The following is a 17438-nucleotide window of genomic DNA, read 5'->3' on the forward strand; positions in this document are numbered from 1 at the left end:
CCATGGATCTGCGCAATGAAGGCCGCCTCAACGAGCGGCCTTGGAAACTGCCGGATGTTACCACAAAGGCTGGGCGCATGGGAGATATGGCAGGATGCCGCCGCGCCCTGCAACAGCCCCATCCATTTGGACAGGGCCAAGCCACTGAAAACCCCTCAATGCAGGCGTTTGCGACACATCAGCTGGGCGATTTTCGCGGTATCCGGGCGCTCGACGACGCCTCTTTCGGTAACGATCACATCGATCAGGTCGGCCGGCGTGACATCCACCACCGGGTTGTAGGCCTCCACATCGGCCGTCACCTGGATGCCTTCCACCTCCAGCAGTTCTTCTTCACCGCGCACTTCCAGCGGGATGTCTTCGCCCGTGGCCAGGTTCAGGTCGATGCTGGTGCTCGGCGCCACCACCATGAAGCGCAAGCCATGGTGCATCGCCGTTACCGCCATCTGATAGGTGCCGATCTTCGCCGCCACGTCGCCATTGGCGGCGATACAGTCGGCGCCGACCACCACCCAGGTAATGCCCTTGACCTTCATCAAGTGCCCGGCGGCAGAATCGGCGACCACGGTCACCGGCACGCCATCGGCGGCCAGCTCCCAGGCCGTCAGGCGCGAGCCCTGCAACCACGGGCGCGACTCACAGGCGTAGACCCGCTCGACCATGCCTTCCAGCGCCGCCGCCCGGATCACCCCCAGCGCAGTACCGAAACCACCGCTGGCCAGCGCCCCGGCATTGCCATGGGTCAGCAGCACCTGCTCGCTGCCCTGGTGCTTGCGGATCTGCTCGACGCCGAACTGGGCCATGGTCAGGTTGGCCTCCCGATCGCTTTCATGGATGGCGACCGCCTCGGCCTCCAACGCCGCCAGCACGTCCTCTTCAGGGCGAAGGCGCTGCAGGCGTTCACGCATGCGGTTGAGCGCCCAGAACAGGTTGGCCGGCGTGGGGCGCGCCTCGCCCAGCATCATGAAATCTTCTTCCAGGGCCTCTTCCCAGCCGTCGCCTTCGGCCAGCCGCTGACGCAAGGCCAGCACCAGCCCGTAGGCGGCGCAGATGCCGATTGCCGAAGCGCCGCGCACGGCCATGTCGCCGATCGCCTCGACCACCGCCGCAACGTCGGTACAGGCCAGCCAATGCTGCTCGAGCGGCAGCAGGCGCTGGTCGAGCAGGTGCAACGCGCCGTCGCGCCACTCGATGCCCGTCACCGTCTCCGCCGCCAAAAGTTGCTCGCGCATCGCCTCTCCCCGTCGCCCTGGCATCAAAAGCCGGCGATTATAGCGACCCTCAGCCCCGGACGCTCGGGTATACTGCGCGTTTCGCCGAACCGACCCAGGTATATGCCGCGCATGCCCACCGCCACTCCCCCTCTCGACCTGCTGCTCGTACCGCAATGGCTGGTGCCCGTGGAGCCGGCGGGGGTGGTACTGACGGGGCACGCGCTGGGCATTCGCGACGGCCTGATCGCCTGGCTCGGCCCGCGTGAGCGGGCACCCCAGGCGAACGCGGTACGCGAACTGCCCGACTGCCTGCTCAGCCCCGGGCTGGTCAACGCCCATGGCCATGCCGCCATGAGCCTGTTCCGCGGGCTGGCCGATGACCTGCCGCTTATGACCTGGCTACAAGAGCATATCTGGCCTGCGGAGGGGCGTTGGGTCGACGAAGCCTTCGTGCGCGACGGCACCGACCTGGCCATCGCCGAGCAGCTCAAGGGCGGCATCACCTGTTTCGCCGACATGTATTTCTTCCCCCGCGAAGCCTGCGACCGCGTGCACCGCAGCGGCATCCGCGCACAGATCGCCGTGCCCCTGCTGGACTTCCCGATCCCCGGCGCACGCAGCCCGGAGGAAGGCCTGCAACTGGCCATCGAGCTGTTCGGCGACCTGCGTCACCACCCGCGCATCAGCATCGCCCTCGGCCCGCACGCGCCCTACACGGTCAGTGACCAGAACCTGGAAAAGATCCGCATCATCGCCGACCAGCTCGACGCGCCGCTGCACATGCACATCCACGAGACCGCCAGCGAAGTCGAGCAGGCGCTCAACGACACTGGCGAACGCCCGCTGGCGCGCCTTGCCCGCCTGGGCCTGCTCGGCCCCAACCTGCAGGCGGTACACATGACCCAGGTCAGCGACGAGGACTTGGCGCTGCTGGTAGAAAGCAACACCAGCGTGGTCCACTGCCCGGAGTCCAACCTCAAGCTGGCCAGCGGCTTCTGCCCGGTGGAGCGCCTGTGGCAGGCCGGTGTGAACGTGGCCGTCGGTACCGATGGCGCGGCCAGCAACAACGACCTCGACCTGCTCGGCGAAACCCGCACCGCCGCCCTGCTGGCCAAGGCCGTCGCCGGCAGCGCCACCGCCCTGGATGCCCACCGCGCACTGCGCATGGCCACGCTCAATGGCGCACGGGCGCTGGGCCTTGAGGACGTGACCGGCTCATTGGAACCGGGCAAGGCCGCCGACCTGACCGTGTTCGACCTGTCCGGCCTGGCCCAGCAACCGGTGCACGACCCGGTTTCGCAACTGATCTATGCCACCGGCCGCGACTGCGTCAAGGACGTCTGGGTCGCCGGCCACCCCCTGGTGCAGGACCGCCGCCTGACGCGGATGGACGAGCAGGCCCTGGCCGCCACCGCCCGCGCCTGGGGAGCCCGCATCGGCGGGCACAACGAATGACTGGCCGGCAGCCACGGCTGCCGCCCCGTGACACTCTTTATCGAAGCTTCAGAGGACTGTTCAGATGAGCAACGTCGACCACGCCGAAATCGCCAAATTCGAAGCCCTGGCCCACCGCTGGTGGGACCGCGAAAGCGAGTTCAAGCCGCTGCACGACATCAACCCGTTGCGCGTCAACTGGATCGACGAGCGGGTCAGCCTGGCTGGCAAGAAAGTGCTCGACGTCGGCTGTGGCGGCGGCATCCTCAGTGAAGCGATGGCCCAGCGCGGCGCCACCGTCACCGGCATCGACATGGGCGAGGCACCGCTGGCGGTGGCCCAACTGCACCAGCTGGAGTCCGGCGTCGAAGTCGAATACCGGCAGATCACCGCCGAGGCCCTGGCCGAGGAAATGCCCCAGCAGTTCGACGTGGTCACCTGCCTTGAAATGCTCGAGCACGTGCCCGACCCATCCTCGGTGATCCGCGCCTGCTACCGCATGGTCAAGCCCGGCGGCCAGGTGTTCTTCTCGACCATCAACCGCAACCCGAAGGCCTACCTGCTGGCCATCGTCGGCGCCGAGTACATCCTCAAGATGCTCCCGCGCGGCACCCACGACTTCAAGAAGTTCATCCGCCCCTCCGAACTGGGTGCCTGGAGCCGCGCTGCGGGCCTTGAAGTGAAGGACATCATCGGCCTCACCTACAACCCGCTGACCAAGCACTACAAGCTGAACAACGACGTCGACGTCAACTACATGATCCAGACCCTGCGCGAGGAATGAGCATGCGCCTGCGAGCAGTACTCTTCGACATGGATGGCACCCTGCTGGACACGGCGCCGGACTTCATCGCCATCTGCCAGGCGATGCTCGCCGAACGCGGCCTGCCGGCCATCGATGACGCGCGCATCCGCGACGAGATCTCCGGCGGCGCCCGCGCCATGGTTGCCGCGACCTTCGCCATGGACCCGGACGCCGACGGCTTCGAGGCCCTGCGCCTGGAATTCCTCGAGCGCTACCAGCGCGACTGCGCAGTGCACAGCAAGCTGTTCGACGGCATGGCCGAGCTTTTGGCCGATATCGAGCGCGGCAACCTGCTGTGGGGCGTGGTCACCAACAAGCCGGTGCGTTTCGCCGAACCGATCATGCAGCGCCTGGGCCTGGCCGAGCGCTCGGCACTGCTGATCTGCCCCGAGCACGTCAAGCGCAGCAAGCCCGACCCGGAGCCGATGATCCTCGCCTGCAAGACGCTGAACCTGGACCCGGCCAGCGTGCTGTTCGTCGGCGACGACCTGCGCGATATCGAGTCTGGCCGCGATGCCGGCACCCGCACCGCCGCCGTGCGCTATGGCTATATTCATCCACAGGACAACCCCAACAACTGGGGCGCCGACGTGGTGGTGGACCACCCGCTGGAGCTGCGCAAGGTGATCGACAGCGCGCTGTGCGGCTGCTGATTTCCGTTTGACAGCGCCTGTCTGTGGGAGCGGGTTTACCCGCGAAGAATCCACCGCGGTGCAAGACCCCGGCGATGCCGGGGTTCGCGGGTAAACCCGCTCCCACAGGGACTGTGTCGCATCACCGAACCCGAAGGACAAATCACATGTTCGACTACACCGCCCGCCCCGACCTGCTCAAAGGCCGGATCATCCTGGTCACCGGCGCCGGCCGCGGCATCGGCGCCGCCGCCGCCAAGGCCTATGCCGCCCTGGGCGCCACGGTCCTGTTGCTGGGCAAGACCGAAGCCAACCTCAACGAGGTCTACGACCAGATCGAAGCCGCCGGTCATCCGCAGCCAGCGGTCATACCGTTCAACCTGGAAACCGCCCTGCCGCACCAGTACGACGAACTGGCGGTGATGATCGAGGAGCAGTTCGGCCGCCTCGACGGCCTGCTCAACAACGCCTCGATCATCGGCCCGCGCACGCCGATGGAGCAGTTGTCGGGCGACAACTTCATGCGTGTGATGCACATCAACGTCAACGCCACCTTCATGCTCACCAGCACCCTGCTGCCGCTGCTCAAGCTGTCGGACGATGCCTCGGTGGTGTTCACTTCCAGCAGCGTCGGGCGCAAGGGCCGGGCCTACTGGGGCGCCTACGGTGTGTCGAAGTTCGCCACCGAAGGGCTGATGCAGACCCTGGCCGACGAGCTGGAAGGCGTGGCGCCGGTACGCGCCAACAGCATCAACCCGGGCGCCACGCGCACGGCGATGCGGGCACAGGCCTACCCGAGCGAGAACCCGCAGAACAATCCGCTGCCTGAAGAGATCATGCCGGTGTATCTGTACCTGATGGGGCCAGATAGCAAGGAAGTGAATGGCCAGGCACTGAACGCGCAGTAAAACCCATCGCGGGGCAAGCCCGCTCCCACGCTTCGGACTACCCCCCTAGGGTTGGATTAGTGTCCAACTTCTTGAGGCAGTCCAAAGCGTGGGAGCGGCGGTGCGCCGATGCGACTTGCCCCGCGATTGTTTCAGCCCGCCGCCAGCGCCGGGCGCAGACGCCCTTGCTGGCGCCCTTCCAGCTGCATGCAACGCTCCAGGAACAGGAACATGCAGTCATAGCTCTTGCAGATCGCCCGACGCAGTTCGGTGCGCAGCCCCAACGTAGGGTTCTCGCCCGCCAGCGTGCAGATGATCTCCAGCGCTTCCCACGGGTGCGCATCGTCGTATTGGGCGTGCATCTTCAGCCACTTCATCGCGCGCTTGCGGGTTTCGTCGGGGAACCCCTGGGCGTAAGTGTCATTCGCGCAGACCACCGCCGACCACTCGCCCGTGGCGCCTTCGATGGCGTAGTTGGTGGCAGCCATGGCGATGGCCAGTGACTCGGTGGCGCAGACCCGCCAGCACCAGTCGTTGAGGCCGTTGAGCTCTGGCGGCACTTCCTGCGCCTGCAATTCGTGCAGGTGAATACCGTGTGCCTGGCACCAGTGCACCCAGTAGTCGGCATGATTGAGTTCGACGCGGATATTGCGCATCAGCCAGCGCCGCGCCATGTCTTCACCGGCGTGGCGCCCGTAGCGGGTCTTGGTGAGGTTGTGGGCCATGTACAGCGAAAACTGCTCGACCACCGGCCAACCGCCGATCAGGTACTGGCGCACGGTCGCCGGGCGCAACTGACCATCGCGCAGGCGCTGGTAGAACTCGTGCTCGACCACCCTGCGCTTGCTTTCGCGGCAATCCTCGATCAGTTGCTGGGCCCAATCCGGATAACTGGCCGGATCCATCAAGGGTCCGATCCTTATGAATGCATCAATCACTGTCAGCTCCTTGATTCCCTGTGATTTCCGGGCTGTATTCAGCGAAAGGTCCCCGGCGCCCGGTGCAACAGGGGTCTCGCGGCAATCCTTTGGCGCTGCAGGCTGTCGCAGGTGAAGACCTGCGGCCGCTCGATGAGATAACCCTGGGCGTAATCCACGCCGATTTCCTGCAAAGCCTGTTCGATCAACGGCGTCTCGACGAACTCGGCGATGGTGCGCTTGCCCATCACATGACCGATATGATTGATGACCTCAACCATAGCCCGATTGATCGGATCATCGAGCATGTCTTTGACAAAACTTCCGTCGATCTTCAGGAAGTCTACCGGTAAATGTTTCAAATAGGCGAATGACGACATCCCGGCGCAGAAGTCATCGAGGGAGAACTTGCAACCCAGCCCTTTCAATTCATTGATGAATCGAATAGCGCTCCCAAGATTGGCTATTGCACTGGTTTCGGTTATTTCAAAACAAATGAGCCGTGGCGGGATATCGAACTCGCCAAACAGCCGTTGCAGGTATTCGAGGAAGTTGTCGTCACCGATGCTCGCCCCCGAGAGGTTGATCGCGCATAGGGCCAAGGGCCCTTCGCGTCCCTCGTCCAGGCATTGGCGGATCACCTGGAACACACTGCGCACCACCCAACGATCGAGGGCCGTCATCAACCCGTAACGCTCGGCCGCCGGAATGAAGCTGTTGGGCAGGATAGTGCGGCCACTTTCATCGTGCAGGCGCAACAGGATCTCGATATGGCCGGGGCCTTCCTGCCCTTGCAGCGGAGCGATCTCCTGGGCGTACAGGCAGAAGCGGTTCTCCTCCAGCGCCACATGCAGGCGCTGGATCCAGGCCATCTCGCCGAAGCGCATGGACAGTTCGCTGTCGTCGGCGTGATACACCTGGACCCGGTTGCGGCCTTTCTCCTTGGCCATGTAGCAGGCCATGTCGGCCGCCCGCAGCGAGGCCTCCAGGGTGCTCGGCGCCTGGGCGATATGCACCAGGCCAATACTCACGGTGGTGACGAATGGCCGGCCCTTCCACACGAAATGCAGGCTCTGCACCACCTGGCGCAGTTGCTCGGCAATTCGCTCGGCCTGCTCCGGCGGGCAGTTCTCCAGCAGCACGCCAAATTCGTCGCCGCCCAGGCGCGCCAGGGTGTCGCCCTCGCGCAGGCCCGACTGCAGCACCGCGCAGATATGCCGCAGCAACTCGTCGCCGGCGGCATGGCCACAGGTGTCGTTGACCAGCTTGAACTGGTCGAGGTCGAGGAACATCAACGAGTGCCGCCCGGCCTGGCGCGCCAGAGTGTTGAGCGCCTGTTCCAGGCGATATTCGAATTCGCGGCGGTTGGCCAGCCCGGTGAGGGCGTCATGGGTCGCCTGCCATGACAGGTTGGCGATGTATTGACGCTCCTGGGTCATGTCGTGGAGCACCACGACGATGCCGCTGACCTGGCCGTCGGTGAGGATCGGCGAACCCACCAGGTTGATGGAGACCGTGCTGCCATCCAGACGCTGGATCAACCGGGCATGTTCGTCGCTGCCCTTGAGGCTGCCGCTGAGCACCTGCTCGACCAGGGTCCGGCTGTCCTTCTCGGCGTTCTCGTCGAGCAGGCTGAACAACGCCGCCAGTGGCAGGCCCTCGGCCTGGGCTGCCTGCCAGTGAGTCAGCTGCTCGGCAGCAGGGTTCATGAAGGTGATACAGCCATCGACGTCGGTGGTGATCACCGCATCGCCGATCGACTCGAGGGTGACCTGCGCCCGCTCCCGCTCTTCCTGCAAGGCACTGGCGAACGCCTGGCGCTGGGCCAGCAGCTTGCTTGAGCGCAGCCAGGCCATGGCGATGAGGAACAGCGCGGTGACCAGGTTGGTCAGCATCAGCACCTTGAGCAGCGCCCGCGAGCCCTCGCCCAGGGCATCGCTGAAGGCCTTGGCCGCCGGGGTCACGCCATCGTTGATGGCGACGATGCGGGCCTTCCATTGCGCCACCTGGCCTGCGTCGACGGTACCGCCGACAAAGCCCTCACGCATCTCACCGGCCAGCACGTCGAGCTGGCGCAAGTAGTCGTCGCCGATATCCCAATAGTCGATGGCGGTCTGCATGTAGCTGATGTTGCGAAAGTTGCGGTAGAACCAGATGATCCGGGCGACATCGTCCGGGTGGTTGCCGCCCTGCAGGATGCCCTTGCGCGCGGCCTCGATGTCCGGCTCCGGCCGGTCGAGCGCCAGGCGCAGGTTGTGATCGCCCTGGGGCACCAGAATGGCCTGGCGATAGCGTTGGTAGGTCAGCGGATGCCGGTCGTCGGCGTACAGGCTCAGGTAGTAGATGGCGTCTTTCTGTGCCTTGGACCAGAGACTTTCCCCCGCCACGTAGGCACGCACCGAGGACAGCGCATAAAGGCTGAGGCTGCCCAGCAGCACCTGGAAAACCACAACGGCAACGAAAGGCCAGATGATGCCCAGCAGCCTTGGCGCCTCGAGAGTCCGATTTCCCTTCATGTAGTCCCTGTCACGGCGGCAGATAAGGCACGAATCGACCTAGACACAGCACAGCGTAGGCCATTTGCCATGCCTGCGGCGTGCTTTTTGAAAGCGGGATTTCATGCCTTGGTCAAGCAGGGACCGTGGGAGCGGGCTTGACCCGCGATTAGCGTGACACCTGTATCGCGGGACAAGCCCGCTCCCACGTAGCCCCCACAGCCAGGCCATTCTTCACAGGCATGAAAAGCCCCGCACGGAACGGGCTCAGGTCTGCTGCAGATGCCCGTACAGCTTGGCGTACAAGCCACCTTCGGCGATCAATTGCTGGTGATCGCCATCCTCGGCCACATGCCCACCATCGAACACCAGCACCCGGTCGGCCTGCTTCACCGCCGACAGCCGGTGGGCGATGATCAGCGTGGTGCGCCCGCTGAGGAAACGCGCCAAAGCCTGGTGCAGGTTGTACTCGGTGGCGGCATCCAAGGCCGAGGTGGCCTCGTCGAGAATCACCACCTTGGGCTCGGCCAAAACCATGCGCGCAATCGCCAGGCGCTGGCGCTGGCCGCCGGACAAGCGCACCCCGGAGCGGCCGACCACGCTGTCCAGGCCCTGGGGCAGTGCCGCGATGGTGGCATCCAGCTGGGCGATACGCAGCGCTTGCCAGCAAGCGTCGTCGCTGCAGTCGCGGCCCATGGTCAAGTTGGCACGCACGCTGTCGTTGAACAGCGACGGGTGCTGCAGCACCACCGCGACGTGCTCGCGCAGGGTCTCCAGGCCGATTTCCTGAAGGCTCGCAGCACCAAAGCGGATGGTCCCGGCCTGGGCGCTGTACAGCCCCAGCAACAGTTGCACCAGGGTGCTCTTGCCACCCCCACTGGCGCCGACGATCGCCACCTTCTCACCCGGGGCGATGGACAGGTTCAACTGGTCCAGCACCGGTTCTTCGGCATAGGCGAAACGCAGGTCACGCACTTCGATCCCCACCGTCTCACGCCCGGCGAACGGGTCGCTGGCCGCCGGGTACTGCGGCTCGTCAGCGCGCGCCAGCAGCTCGTTGAGCCGGCTCAGGGCACCGCCTGCGGCGTAGTAGGCGTATTGCAGGTTGAGCAGTTGCTCCACCGGCCCGATCATGAACCACAGGTAGCTGAACACCGCCAGCATCTGGCCTATGGACAGGTCGGAGAACAGCACGGTGAGCATGGCGGCGGCGCGGAAGATATCGATGCCGAACTGGAACAACAGCCCGCTGGCCCGGCCACTGGCATCGCTTTTCCACTGCGACGCAACGGCATAGTCGCGCACCTCGCGGGCCCGCAGGCCAAGGCGGCCGAGGAAATAGCCCTGGCGGTTTCCGGCGCGGATCTCCTGGATGGCATCGAGGGTTTCGGTCAGTGCCTGGGTGAAGCGTGCAGTGCTGTCGTTCTCGAGCTTTTTCAGGTGCTTGACGCGTTTGCCCAACTGCACGGTGAAGTAGATCACCAGCGGGTTGAACAGCAGGATCAGCAGCGCCAGCTGCCAGTGCATCCAGATCAGGATCGCCGCCGTGCCGGTGAGTGTCAGCACCGCCACCAGAAAGCGGCTGAGGGTTTCGCCGACGAACTTGTCGAGGGTATCCAGGTCGGTGACCAGGTGCGTCGTCACCGTGCCGCTGCCCAGGCTTTCATACTCCTGCAGCGAGATGCGCTTGAGCCGCTCGATCAGGCGGATGCGCAGGCGGTAGACGATATCCTTGGCAAGGCCGGCGAACAGCTTGGCCTGGACCACGTTGAAGGCCAGCGCGGCCAGACGCAGGGTCAGCGTGGCAAAGAGCATCAGGCCGATATAACCGGCGGCCACCTGCCAGCCGCTGGGCAGCAGGTGGTTCATCCATTTGAGCGCGGCATCGCCATGCCCCAGCAGCACTTCGTCCACCAGCAGCGGCAGCAGCAAGGGGATCGGCACACTGCACAGGGCGGCGAACACGGCCACCAGGTTGGCGCTCCACAGGGCTTTCTTGTGGTGCAGGGCCAGGCGGCGGATTTCCGCCCAGCTCAGGCGATCGGGCACAGCGGGGGGCTTCCCAGGGACAGGGTCTGGCGACCCGGGCAGATCAAGCACAAACGGCCTGCTGCAGCCAGCGGCCGAGCAAGGGTTGCAGGCTCTGCAGCGGCTGATAGCCGTTGGTCAGCAGGGCCAGCTGGCCATTGCGCTCGGCCAGCAGCGTGGGGAAGCCGGCGATGCCCAGGTCCTGCACCCAGGCGAAATCGGCCGTGGTGGCGGCGCGGGTGTCATGGCTGGCGAAGCGCAGGGAGAATGCCTCGCGATCGAACCCGGCCTGTTCGGCCAGCTCGACCAATTGCGGGGCGCGGGTGACATCCACGCCCTGCTCGTAGAACGACGACTGGATCAGCTTGAGCAGATTCCAGGCGCGCTGCTCGTCCAGTTCACGCGCCGCAACCAGGGCGCGGCAGGCGGGCTCGGTGTCGTAGACGAAACCGTCCGGCATCGCGCCTTCAAACTGGAAAGGTTGCCCGGTGGCGTCATGCACCGCCTGCCAATGCTCGAGGATGTACTTGCGGGTCGAGGCGTCCAGGGCGCTGCCACCGCTACGCAACCCGCCCGGTACCAGGCGGGTGCTGACACCGGCCTCGCGCGCCTGGGCGATCAGCGCTTCGGCCACCGGGGCGAAGCCCCAGCACCAGGAGCACATCGGGTCCATCACATAGAGCAGGCGTGCGGACATGCATCAGGCCTCGGCTTTGTAGTTGAAACCGATCGGGTGCGGCTGGTTACGCGCCTTGGCCAGCTCGATCTGCTTCTGGCGGTCGATGGCGCTGCGCCGGGTCTTCTCGCTCAGGTTGTCCCAGCAATGCGGGCAGCTCACGCCTGGCGAATAGTGCTCGGACTCGCGGTCCTTCGCATCGATCGGGTGGCGGCAAGCGTGGCACTGGTCGTACTCGCCCTCGCTCAGGTCATGACGCACGGTGACCCGGTTGTCGAAGACGAAGCAGTCGCCGTCCCACAGGCTTTCTTCCTGAGGTACTTCCTCGAAGTATTTCAGGATGCCGCCCTTGAGATGATAGACCGCTTCATAGCCCTCACCGAGCATGTAGCTCGAGGCTTTTTCGCAACGGATGCCACCGGTGCAGAACATGGCCACTTTCTTGTGCTTGCTGGGGTCGAAGTTGGCCTTGATGTATTCGGGGAACTCGCGGAAGGTCTCGGTCTTCGGGTCGATGGCGCCCTTGAAGGTGCCGATGGCTACTTCATAGTCGTTGCGGGTGTCGATCAGCAGCACTTCAGGGTCGCTGATCAGGGCGTTCCAGTCTTTCGGTTCGACGTAGGTGCCCACAGCTTTGTTAGGGTCCACGCCCGGCACGCCGAGGGTGACGATCTCTTTCTTGAGCTTGACCTTGGTGCGGTAGAACGGCTGCTCGTCGCAGTACGACTCTTTATGGTCGACGTCCACCAGGCGCGGGTCGTTGCGCAACCAGGCCAGCAGCCCGTCGATGCCTTCACGGGTGGCCGACACGGTGCCGTTGATGCCTTCATGGGCCAGCAGCAAGGTGCCTTTGACGCCGTTTTCCAGCATGGCGTTGAGCAGCGGCTCGCGCAGCTCGAGGTAGTCTTCCAGGGTGACGAACTTGTACAGCGCCGCCACGACGATCGGTTGGCTCATTGCGTTGAATCTCCAGGTGGTTGCCCTCGTAAGGGGCGGACCGGAATGACAAAAACGACTGTACCGACGCCATCGCGGGGCAAGCCCGCTCCCACGGGCTATAGCGTGGGAGCGGGCTTGCCCCGCGATGGCGTCGGTACGATATCTACAGGGGGCGGCAGTCTACCAGAATCCCAGGGAGGATTCAGTGCCCGCCGCCGGCACACACCGGCGAAGCCGGCGCACTGCCCACCTGCGCCCACTCGTCGGGGGTGTAGGTGTGAATCGCCAGGGCGTGAATCTCGCCCATCAGCTCACCCATGGTGGCGTAGACCTTCTGGTGACGCTTGACGCTGTTCAGCCCGGCGAACTGCTCGCTGACCAGCACCGCCTTGTAGTGCGTTTCCTGGCCACGGCTGTGCATGTGGCTTTCGTTGAGCACTTCAAGGTGCGCGGTGCCCAGCGGCGCCAGTTGCTGTTCGATGCGTTGCTGCATGCTCATCGCGCTGGGCTCACTTCTTGGCCGGGGCCTTGCCGGCGTTCGGGTCGAGTTCCTTGGTCATGTCGTCGAGCAGCTTGTTGACCACCGGTACCGCAGGCTCGAGGCTCTGCTGGGTGAGCTGGGCCGACTGCTGGGTGACCTTGGGCATTTCGCGCAGGACTTTCTTGCCCAGCGGCGACTCGTAGAACTTGACCAGGTCGTTCAGCTCGCCTTCGGTGAAGGTGGCGGTGTACAGGTCGACCATCTTCGGCTTGAGCTTCTTCCAGCCGATGGCGTTGTCCAGGGCGGCGTTGGCCTTGGCCTGGTAGCTGTCGAGTACGGTTTTCTTGGAGGCCGGCGCCTTGGTCTGCTCGAAGCGCTGGGCGAACATCTGCTGGACCTGCATGTACACCGGGGTGCCCAGCTTGTCGGCGTTGGCCAGGGTCAGGAATTTCTCGGCGGCGGCATTGTGGCTGGGGGTGGCAGCGAGTACCTGGCCGCTGGCACAGACCAGGGCTACGGCGGCACAGAGGACACGGAGACGGGTCATTGCATTTCCTTCAAGAAAGGGAGGCGGGTACCTCAGAGTAGAGCATTCTGCGCCGTGATGGCGAAGTGCTCAAGGGCTACGACGAGCGTGGGAACCGCTTGGTCGAATCAGGGCCTAAACTGCGAATTCGGACTACAAAGGAGTGAGCGCAGCATGAGCCGTATCGAGACAGACAGCCTGGGCCCGGTGGAAGTTCCGGAGGGCGCCTACTGGGGCGCGCAGACCCAGCGCTCGCTGATCAACTTCGCCATAGGCAAGGAACGCATGCCCCTCGCGGTACTGCACGCCCTGGCGCTGATCAAGAAAGCCGCGGCGCGGGTCAACGATCGCAACGGCGACCTGCCCGCCGATATCGCCCGGCTGATCGAACAAGCTGCCGACGAAGTGCTCGACGGCGAACACGACGATCAGTTCCCGCTCGTGGTCTGGCAGACCGGCAGCGGCACCCAGAGCAACATGAACATCAACGAGGTGATCGCCGGGCGCGCCAACGAACTGGCCGGCAAAGGCCGTGGCGGCAAGGTGCCGGTCCACCCCAACGATCACGTCAACCGTTCGCAAAGCTCCAACGACTGCTTCCCCACCGCCATGCACATCGCCGCCGCCCAGGCCGTGCACCACAAACTGCTGCCGGCCATCGCCGAGCTGTCATCCGGGCTGGCCGAGCTGTCGGCGCGCCACCAGAAGCTGGTCAAGACCGGCCGCACGCACATGATGGACGCCACGCCGATCACCTTCGGCCAGGAAGTCTCGGCCTTCGTCGCCCAGCTCGACTACGCCCAGCGCGCCATCCGCGCCACCCTGCCGGCGGTCTGCGAGCTGGCCCAGGGCGGTACGGCGGTGGGCACCGGGCTCAATGCACCGCATGGTTTTGCCGAGGCGATCGCCGCAGAGCTTGCGGCCCTTTCCGGCCTGCCCTTCATCACCGCACCGAACAAGTTCGCCGCCCTCGCCGGCCACGAGCCGCTGACCAGCCTGGCCGGCGCGCTGAAAACCCTCGCGGTGGCGCTGATGAAGATCGCCAACGATCTGCGCCTGCTCGGTTCAGGCCCGCGCGCGGGGCTGGCCGAAGTACGCCTGCCGGCCAACGAGCCCGGCAGTTCGATCATGCCCGGCAAGGTCAACCCGACCCAGTGCGAGGCGCTGTCGATGCTGGCCTGCCAGGTACTGGGCAACGACGCGGCAATCGGCTTTGCCGCAAGCCAGGGGCACCTGCAGTTGAATGTTTTCAAGCCGGTGATCATCCACAACCTGCTGCAGTCGATCGAACTGCTGGCCGATGGCTGCAGCAACTTCCAGCAGCACTGCGTAGCCGGTATCGAGCCCGACGCCGAGCAGATGGCCGAACACCTGGAACGCGGGCTGATGCTGGTGACGGCGCTCAACCCGCACATCGGTTATGACAAGGCCGCGGAAATCGCCAAGAAGGCCTACAGCGAAGGCAAGACCCTGCGCGAGGCGGCACTGGAGTTGAAGTACCTGACCAACGAGCAGTTCGACCAGTGGGTAAGGCCGGAGAACATGCTGGCGCCAGGCGGCAAGGGCTGAAAACCATCGCGGGGCAAGCCCGCTCCCACGCCGGACTCCCCCCAAAAAAGTTGGAAACCAATCCAACTCTTGAGGAGGTCCAACGTGGGAGCGGGCTTGCCCCGCGATGGGTTTTCAGCCGAGCTGCGCCCGCCTCGCCTTCCACCCCGCCACCAACGATGGCCCCAACGCCACCAGCGCCGACCCCAGCACCACCGTCACCGCCCCAAGATACCCCAGCGCATTGATATCCTCGGCATGCACGTAATCCGGCCAGAGCCAGGCCGCGATCGCCACCGCAATGAAAGTAACCAAAGGCGTCAACGCCAAGGTCGCGCTCACCCGCGACGCCTCCCAGTGCGCCAGGGCTTCGGCGAAAGCGCCATAGGCCACCAACGTGTTGAGGCAACAGGCCAGCAGCAACCAGCCCTGCAACGGGCTCAACTGCAGGGCCTCCAGCGGGTGCACCCAGGGCGTCAGTAGCATGGCGCAGCCCAGGTACATCACCATCATCACCTGCTGCGAACCCCACACCGTCAGCAGTTGCTTCTGGCTCAGGGCGTAGAACACCCAGATGCTGGTGGCCAACAGGATGGTCAACACCCCGGTGGTGTAGGCACCCAACGAGGTCAGCAGTTCTTCCAGGCGCTGGTTGAAGAACAGCCCGAAGCCCGCCAGCAGCACCACCAGGCCAAGGCCTTGCCCCAGGCTGAAGCGCTCCTTGAACACGAACACACTGGCCACCAGCAACAACACCGGCCCCAGTTGTACCACCAGTTGCGCGGTGCCGGGGCTGAGCAGCTTGAGGCCGATCAGGTACAGCACATAGTTGCCCAGCAACCCACCAATGGCGACCAGCATCAGCAGTTTGCCCTTGCCGCCCAGCCGGCCGAACGATGGCAGGCGTCGACGGGCCGCCAGCCAGGCGAACAGCAGCCCACCGGACACCGCAAGGCGGTACCAGGTGACGGTCACCGGGTCCATCACTTGCAGTACCTGCTTGAGCTTGATGGGCAAGATGCCCCATAGCAGCGCGGTCAACAGGGCGAGCAGCAGGCCGAAAATCCAACGGCCGGAAGTGATGTGCATGGTGTCCTCGATCAGGCCCGTGGTGGGGGAAACTGGATTCTAAGGTGTTGCAGCGCCGGGCCGAGGACGGGTTGCGGGAAAAGAATTCATCAGGTCATTCCGGTGGGGCATGCCCGATGCATTTGCGTGAATTTCTTCGCGGGTAAACCCGCTCCCACAGGGTCGGCGCATGACCTGTGGGAGCGGGTTTACCCGCGAAGAGGCCCACACAAACCTACTTCTTGTGCCGGGCAAACGCCGCTTCCAGCGCCTCGTTGATGGTGCGCAGCACCTTCACCCGGGCCCAGCGCTTGTCGTTGGCCTCCACCAGCGTCCACGGCGCGATCTCGGTGCTGGTACGGTCGACCATATCGCCCACCGCCTCGCTGTAGACATCCCACTTGTCGCGGTTGCGCCAGTCTTCCTCGGTGATCTTGTAGCGCTTGAACGGGATCTGCTCGCGCTCCTCGAAACGCTCCAGCTGAGTCTGCTGGTCGATGGCCAGCCAGAACTTGACCACCACCACCCCGGCGTTGCGCAGTTGCTCCTCGAAGTCGTTGATCTCGCCATAGGCGCGCATCCAGTCGGCCGGGCTGCAGAAGCCCTCGACCCGCTCCACCAGCACCCGCCCGTACCAGGAGCGGTCGAAGATGGTGAACTTGCCGCGTGCCGGAATGTGCCGCCAGAAGCGCCACAGGTAAGGCTGGGCGCGCTCCTCCTCGGTGGGCGCGGCCACCGGCACGATCCGGTACTGTCGCGGGTCAAGCGCCGCCGCCACCCGGCGGATCGCCCCGCCCTTGCCCGCGGCGTCATTGCCTTCGAACACCGCCACCAGCGCGTGACGGCGCATGTGCTTGTTGCGTAGCAGGCCGGCCAGGCGCGCCTGCTCGGTGACCAGCTGTTCTTCGTAGTCGCGCTTGTCCAGGCGCAAGCTCAGGTCCAACGCGCCAAGCAGGCTTTTCTGGTCGATGCTGCGCCCGAGCGGCGCCACATTGCCCTGATGCTTGCCCTTGGGATTGTTGGCCAGCGCAGCCTGCAGGCTCTCCAGCAGGATGCGCCCCACCGCGAGGCTGCGGTAATGCGGGTCGAAGCCCTCGACCACGTGCCAGGGCGCATAGTCGCGGCTGGTGCGGCGCAGCACGCGCTCGCCAAAGCGCACGAAGCGGTCGTAGGTTTCCGATTGCTGCCAGTCCAGCGGGCTGATGCGCCAGTTGTGCAACGGGTCGTCCTTCAGTGCCTTGAGCCGCGCCTTCATCTGCTTCCTGGACAGGTGGAACCAGAACTTGATGATCAGCGCGCCTTCGTCACACAGCATCTGCTCCAGGCGCTCGGCCCCGGCGATGGCCTGGTCGAGCACGGCGTCCTTGAACTGGCCGTGGACCCGGCCTTCGAGCATCTGGCTGTACCAGTTGCCGAAGAACACGCCCATGCGCCCTTTCGGCGGCAGGGCCCGCCAGTAACGCCAGGCCGGCGGGCGCGCCAGTTCTTCGTCGGTCTGCTGGTCGAAGGTGCGCACCTCGATCAGGCGCGGGTCCATCCACTCGTTGAGCAGCTTGACCGTCTCGCCCTTGCCGGCGCCCTCGATACCGTTGATCAGCACGATCACCGGGAAACGCCCCTGCTGCTTGAGGTCGTACTGGGCTTCGAGCAACGCCTCGCGCAGTGCGGGCACTTCGGCGTCGTAGGTGTCCTTGTCGATGCTGTGACCGATTTCCGCGGATTCGAACATGCTGGGCTCCTTCATTGGATTAGCAAGACTAGCGGATTGCGCGCCAGGCTTCAGGCCCT

The 17438-nt window shown here is 64.9% G+C and carries 15 protein-coding genes; 5 read left to right on the top strand and 10 right to left on the bottom strand.

From position 1 onward, the window contains the following. Nucleotides 1–155: 155 nt before the first annotated feature. A complete protein-coding gene (gene mtnA / locus F6X61_RS13050) occupies nucleotides 156–1232 on the bottom strand; it encodes an S-methyl-5-thioribose-1-phosphate isomerase (RefSeq protein ID WP_153786962.1) in 1077 nt (358 codons plus the stop codon). 111 nt (nucleotides 1233–1343) lie between these two features. On the opposite strand from mtnA, the gene F6X61_RS13055 reads away from it, so the two are divergent. The 4 genes from F6X61_RS13055 to F6X61_RS13070 all read left to right on the top strand — a co-directional run bounded on the left by F6X61_RS13055 (nucleotide 1344) and on the right by F6X61_RS13070 (nucleotide 4993). Next, nucleotides 1344–2669: a TRZ/ATZ family hydrolase gene (locus tag F6X61_RS13055; protein ID WP_153786963.1), complete on the top strand. Its 1326-nt coding sequence runs from the start codon at nucleotides 1344–1346 to the stop codon at nucleotides 2667–2669. A gap of 64 nt (nucleotides 2670–2733) precedes the next feature. Continuing rightward, the gene (ubiG, locus tag F6X61_RS13060; protein WP_110992516.1) at nucleotides 2734–3432 is read left to right on the top strand and encodes a bifunctional 2-polyprenyl-6-hydroxyphenol methylase/3-demethylubiquinol 3-O-methyltransferase UbiG; all 699 of its coding nucleotides are present in this window, start codon (nucleotides 2734–2736) and stop codon (nucleotides 3430–3432) included. A 2-nt stretch (nucleotides 3433–3434) separates the two neighbouring features. Continuing rightward, nucleotides 3435–4106, top strand: coding sequence for an N-acetylmuramic acid 6-phosphate phosphatase MupP (gene mupP, locus F6X61_RS13065; RefSeq protein WP_153786964.1), 672 nt, complete (start codon nucleotides 3435–3437; stop codon nucleotides 4104–4106). A 146-nt stretch (nucleotides 4107–4252) separates the two neighbouring features. Continuing rightward, nucleotides 4253–4993, top strand: a complete 741-nt coding sequence (locus F6X61_RS13070) for a YciK family oxidoreductase (protein ID WP_110992514.1) — start codon at nucleotides 4253–4255, stop codon at nucleotides 4991–4993. Nucleotides 4994–5124: 131 nt separating this feature from the next. On the opposite strand, the gene F6X61_RS13075 is transcribed toward F6X61_RS13070, so the two are convergent. The 7 genes from F6X61_RS13075 to F6X61_RS13105 all read right to left on the bottom strand — a co-directional run bounded on the left by F6X61_RS13075 (nucleotide 5125) and on the right by F6X61_RS13105 (nucleotide 13055). Then, the gene (locus tag F6X61_RS13075) at nucleotides 5125–5910 is read right to left on the bottom strand and encodes a TenA family transcriptional regulator (protein ID WP_153786965.1); all 786 of its coding nucleotides are present in this window, start codon (nucleotides 5908–5910) and stop codon (nucleotides 5125–5127) included. Nucleotides 5911–5948: 38 nt separating this feature from the next. Further along, nucleotides 5949–8405 carry an EAL domain-containing protein gene (locus F6X61_RS13080; protein WP_153786966.1) on the bottom strand — a complete coding sequence of 819 codons (2457 nt, stop codon included), beginning with the start codon at nucleotides 8403–8405 and terminating at the stop codon, nucleotides 5949–5951. A gap of 246 nt (nucleotides 8406–8651) precedes the next feature. Continuing rightward, complete coding sequence (locus tag F6X61_RS13085; protein ID WP_153786967.1) at nucleotides 8652–10484, bottom strand: ABC transporter ATP-binding protein; 1833 nt, start codon at nucleotides 10482–10484, stop codon at nucleotides 8652–8654. Continuing rightward, nucleotides 10477–11109: a DsbA family protein gene (locus F6X61_RS13090; protein ID WP_153786968.1), complete on the bottom strand. Its 633-nt coding sequence runs from the start codon at nucleotides 11107–11109 to the stop codon at nucleotides 10477–10479. The genes F6X61_RS13085 and F6X61_RS13090 overlap by 8 nt, the downstream gene beginning before the upstream one ends. A 3-nt stretch (nucleotides 11110–11112) precedes the next feature. Continuing rightward, nucleotides 11113–12045, bottom strand: a complete 933-nt coding sequence (locus tag F6X61_RS13095) for a rhodanese-related sulfurtransferase (RefSeq protein ID WP_153786969.1) — start codon at nucleotides 12043–12045, stop codon at nucleotides 11113–11115. 184 nt (nucleotides 12046–12229) lie between these two features. Next, entirely contained in the window at nucleotides 12230–12526 is a 297-nt protein-coding gene (locus F6X61_RS13100) for a BolA family transcriptional regulator (protein WP_110992508.1), read from the bottom strand. 10 nt (nucleotides 12527–12536) lie between these two features. Beyond that, nucleotides 12537–13055: a DUF2059 domain-containing protein gene (locus F6X61_RS13105; RefSeq protein WP_110992507.1), complete on the bottom strand. Its 519-nt coding sequence runs from the start codon at nucleotides 13053–13055 to the stop codon at nucleotides 12537–12539. Between the two features lie 153 nt (nucleotides 13056–13208). Between F6X61_RS13105 and F6X61_RS13110 the strand changes: the two genes are divergently transcribed. Then, entirely contained in the window at nucleotides 13209–14603 is a 1395-nt protein-coding gene (locus tag F6X61_RS13110; protein ID WP_153786970.1) for a class II fumarate hydratase, read from the top strand. 114 nt (nucleotides 14604–14717) lie between these two features. Here F6X61_RS13110 and F6X61_RS13115 read toward each other — a convergent pair whose 3' ends face one another. After that, entirely contained in the window at nucleotides 14718–15671 is a 954-nt protein-coding gene (locus F6X61_RS13115) for a DMT family transporter (RefSeq protein ID WP_153786971.1), read from the bottom strand. Between the two features lie 214 nt (nucleotides 15672–15885). Continuing rightward, the gene (pap, locus tag F6X61_RS13120) at nucleotides 15886–17379 is read right to left on the bottom strand and encodes a polyphosphate:AMP phosphotransferase (RefSeq protein ID WP_153786972.1); all 1494 of its coding nucleotides are present in this window, start codon (nucleotides 17377–17379) and stop codon (nucleotides 15886–15888) included. Nucleotides 17380–17438 lie beyond the last annotated feature (59 nt).

This window comes from Pseudomonas sp. EMN2 (assembly GCF_009650555.1).
GTDB classification, from domain to species: Bacteria; Pseudomonadota; Gammaproteobacteria; order Pseudomonadales; family Pseudomonadaceae; genus Aquipseudomonas; species Aquipseudomonas sichuanensis.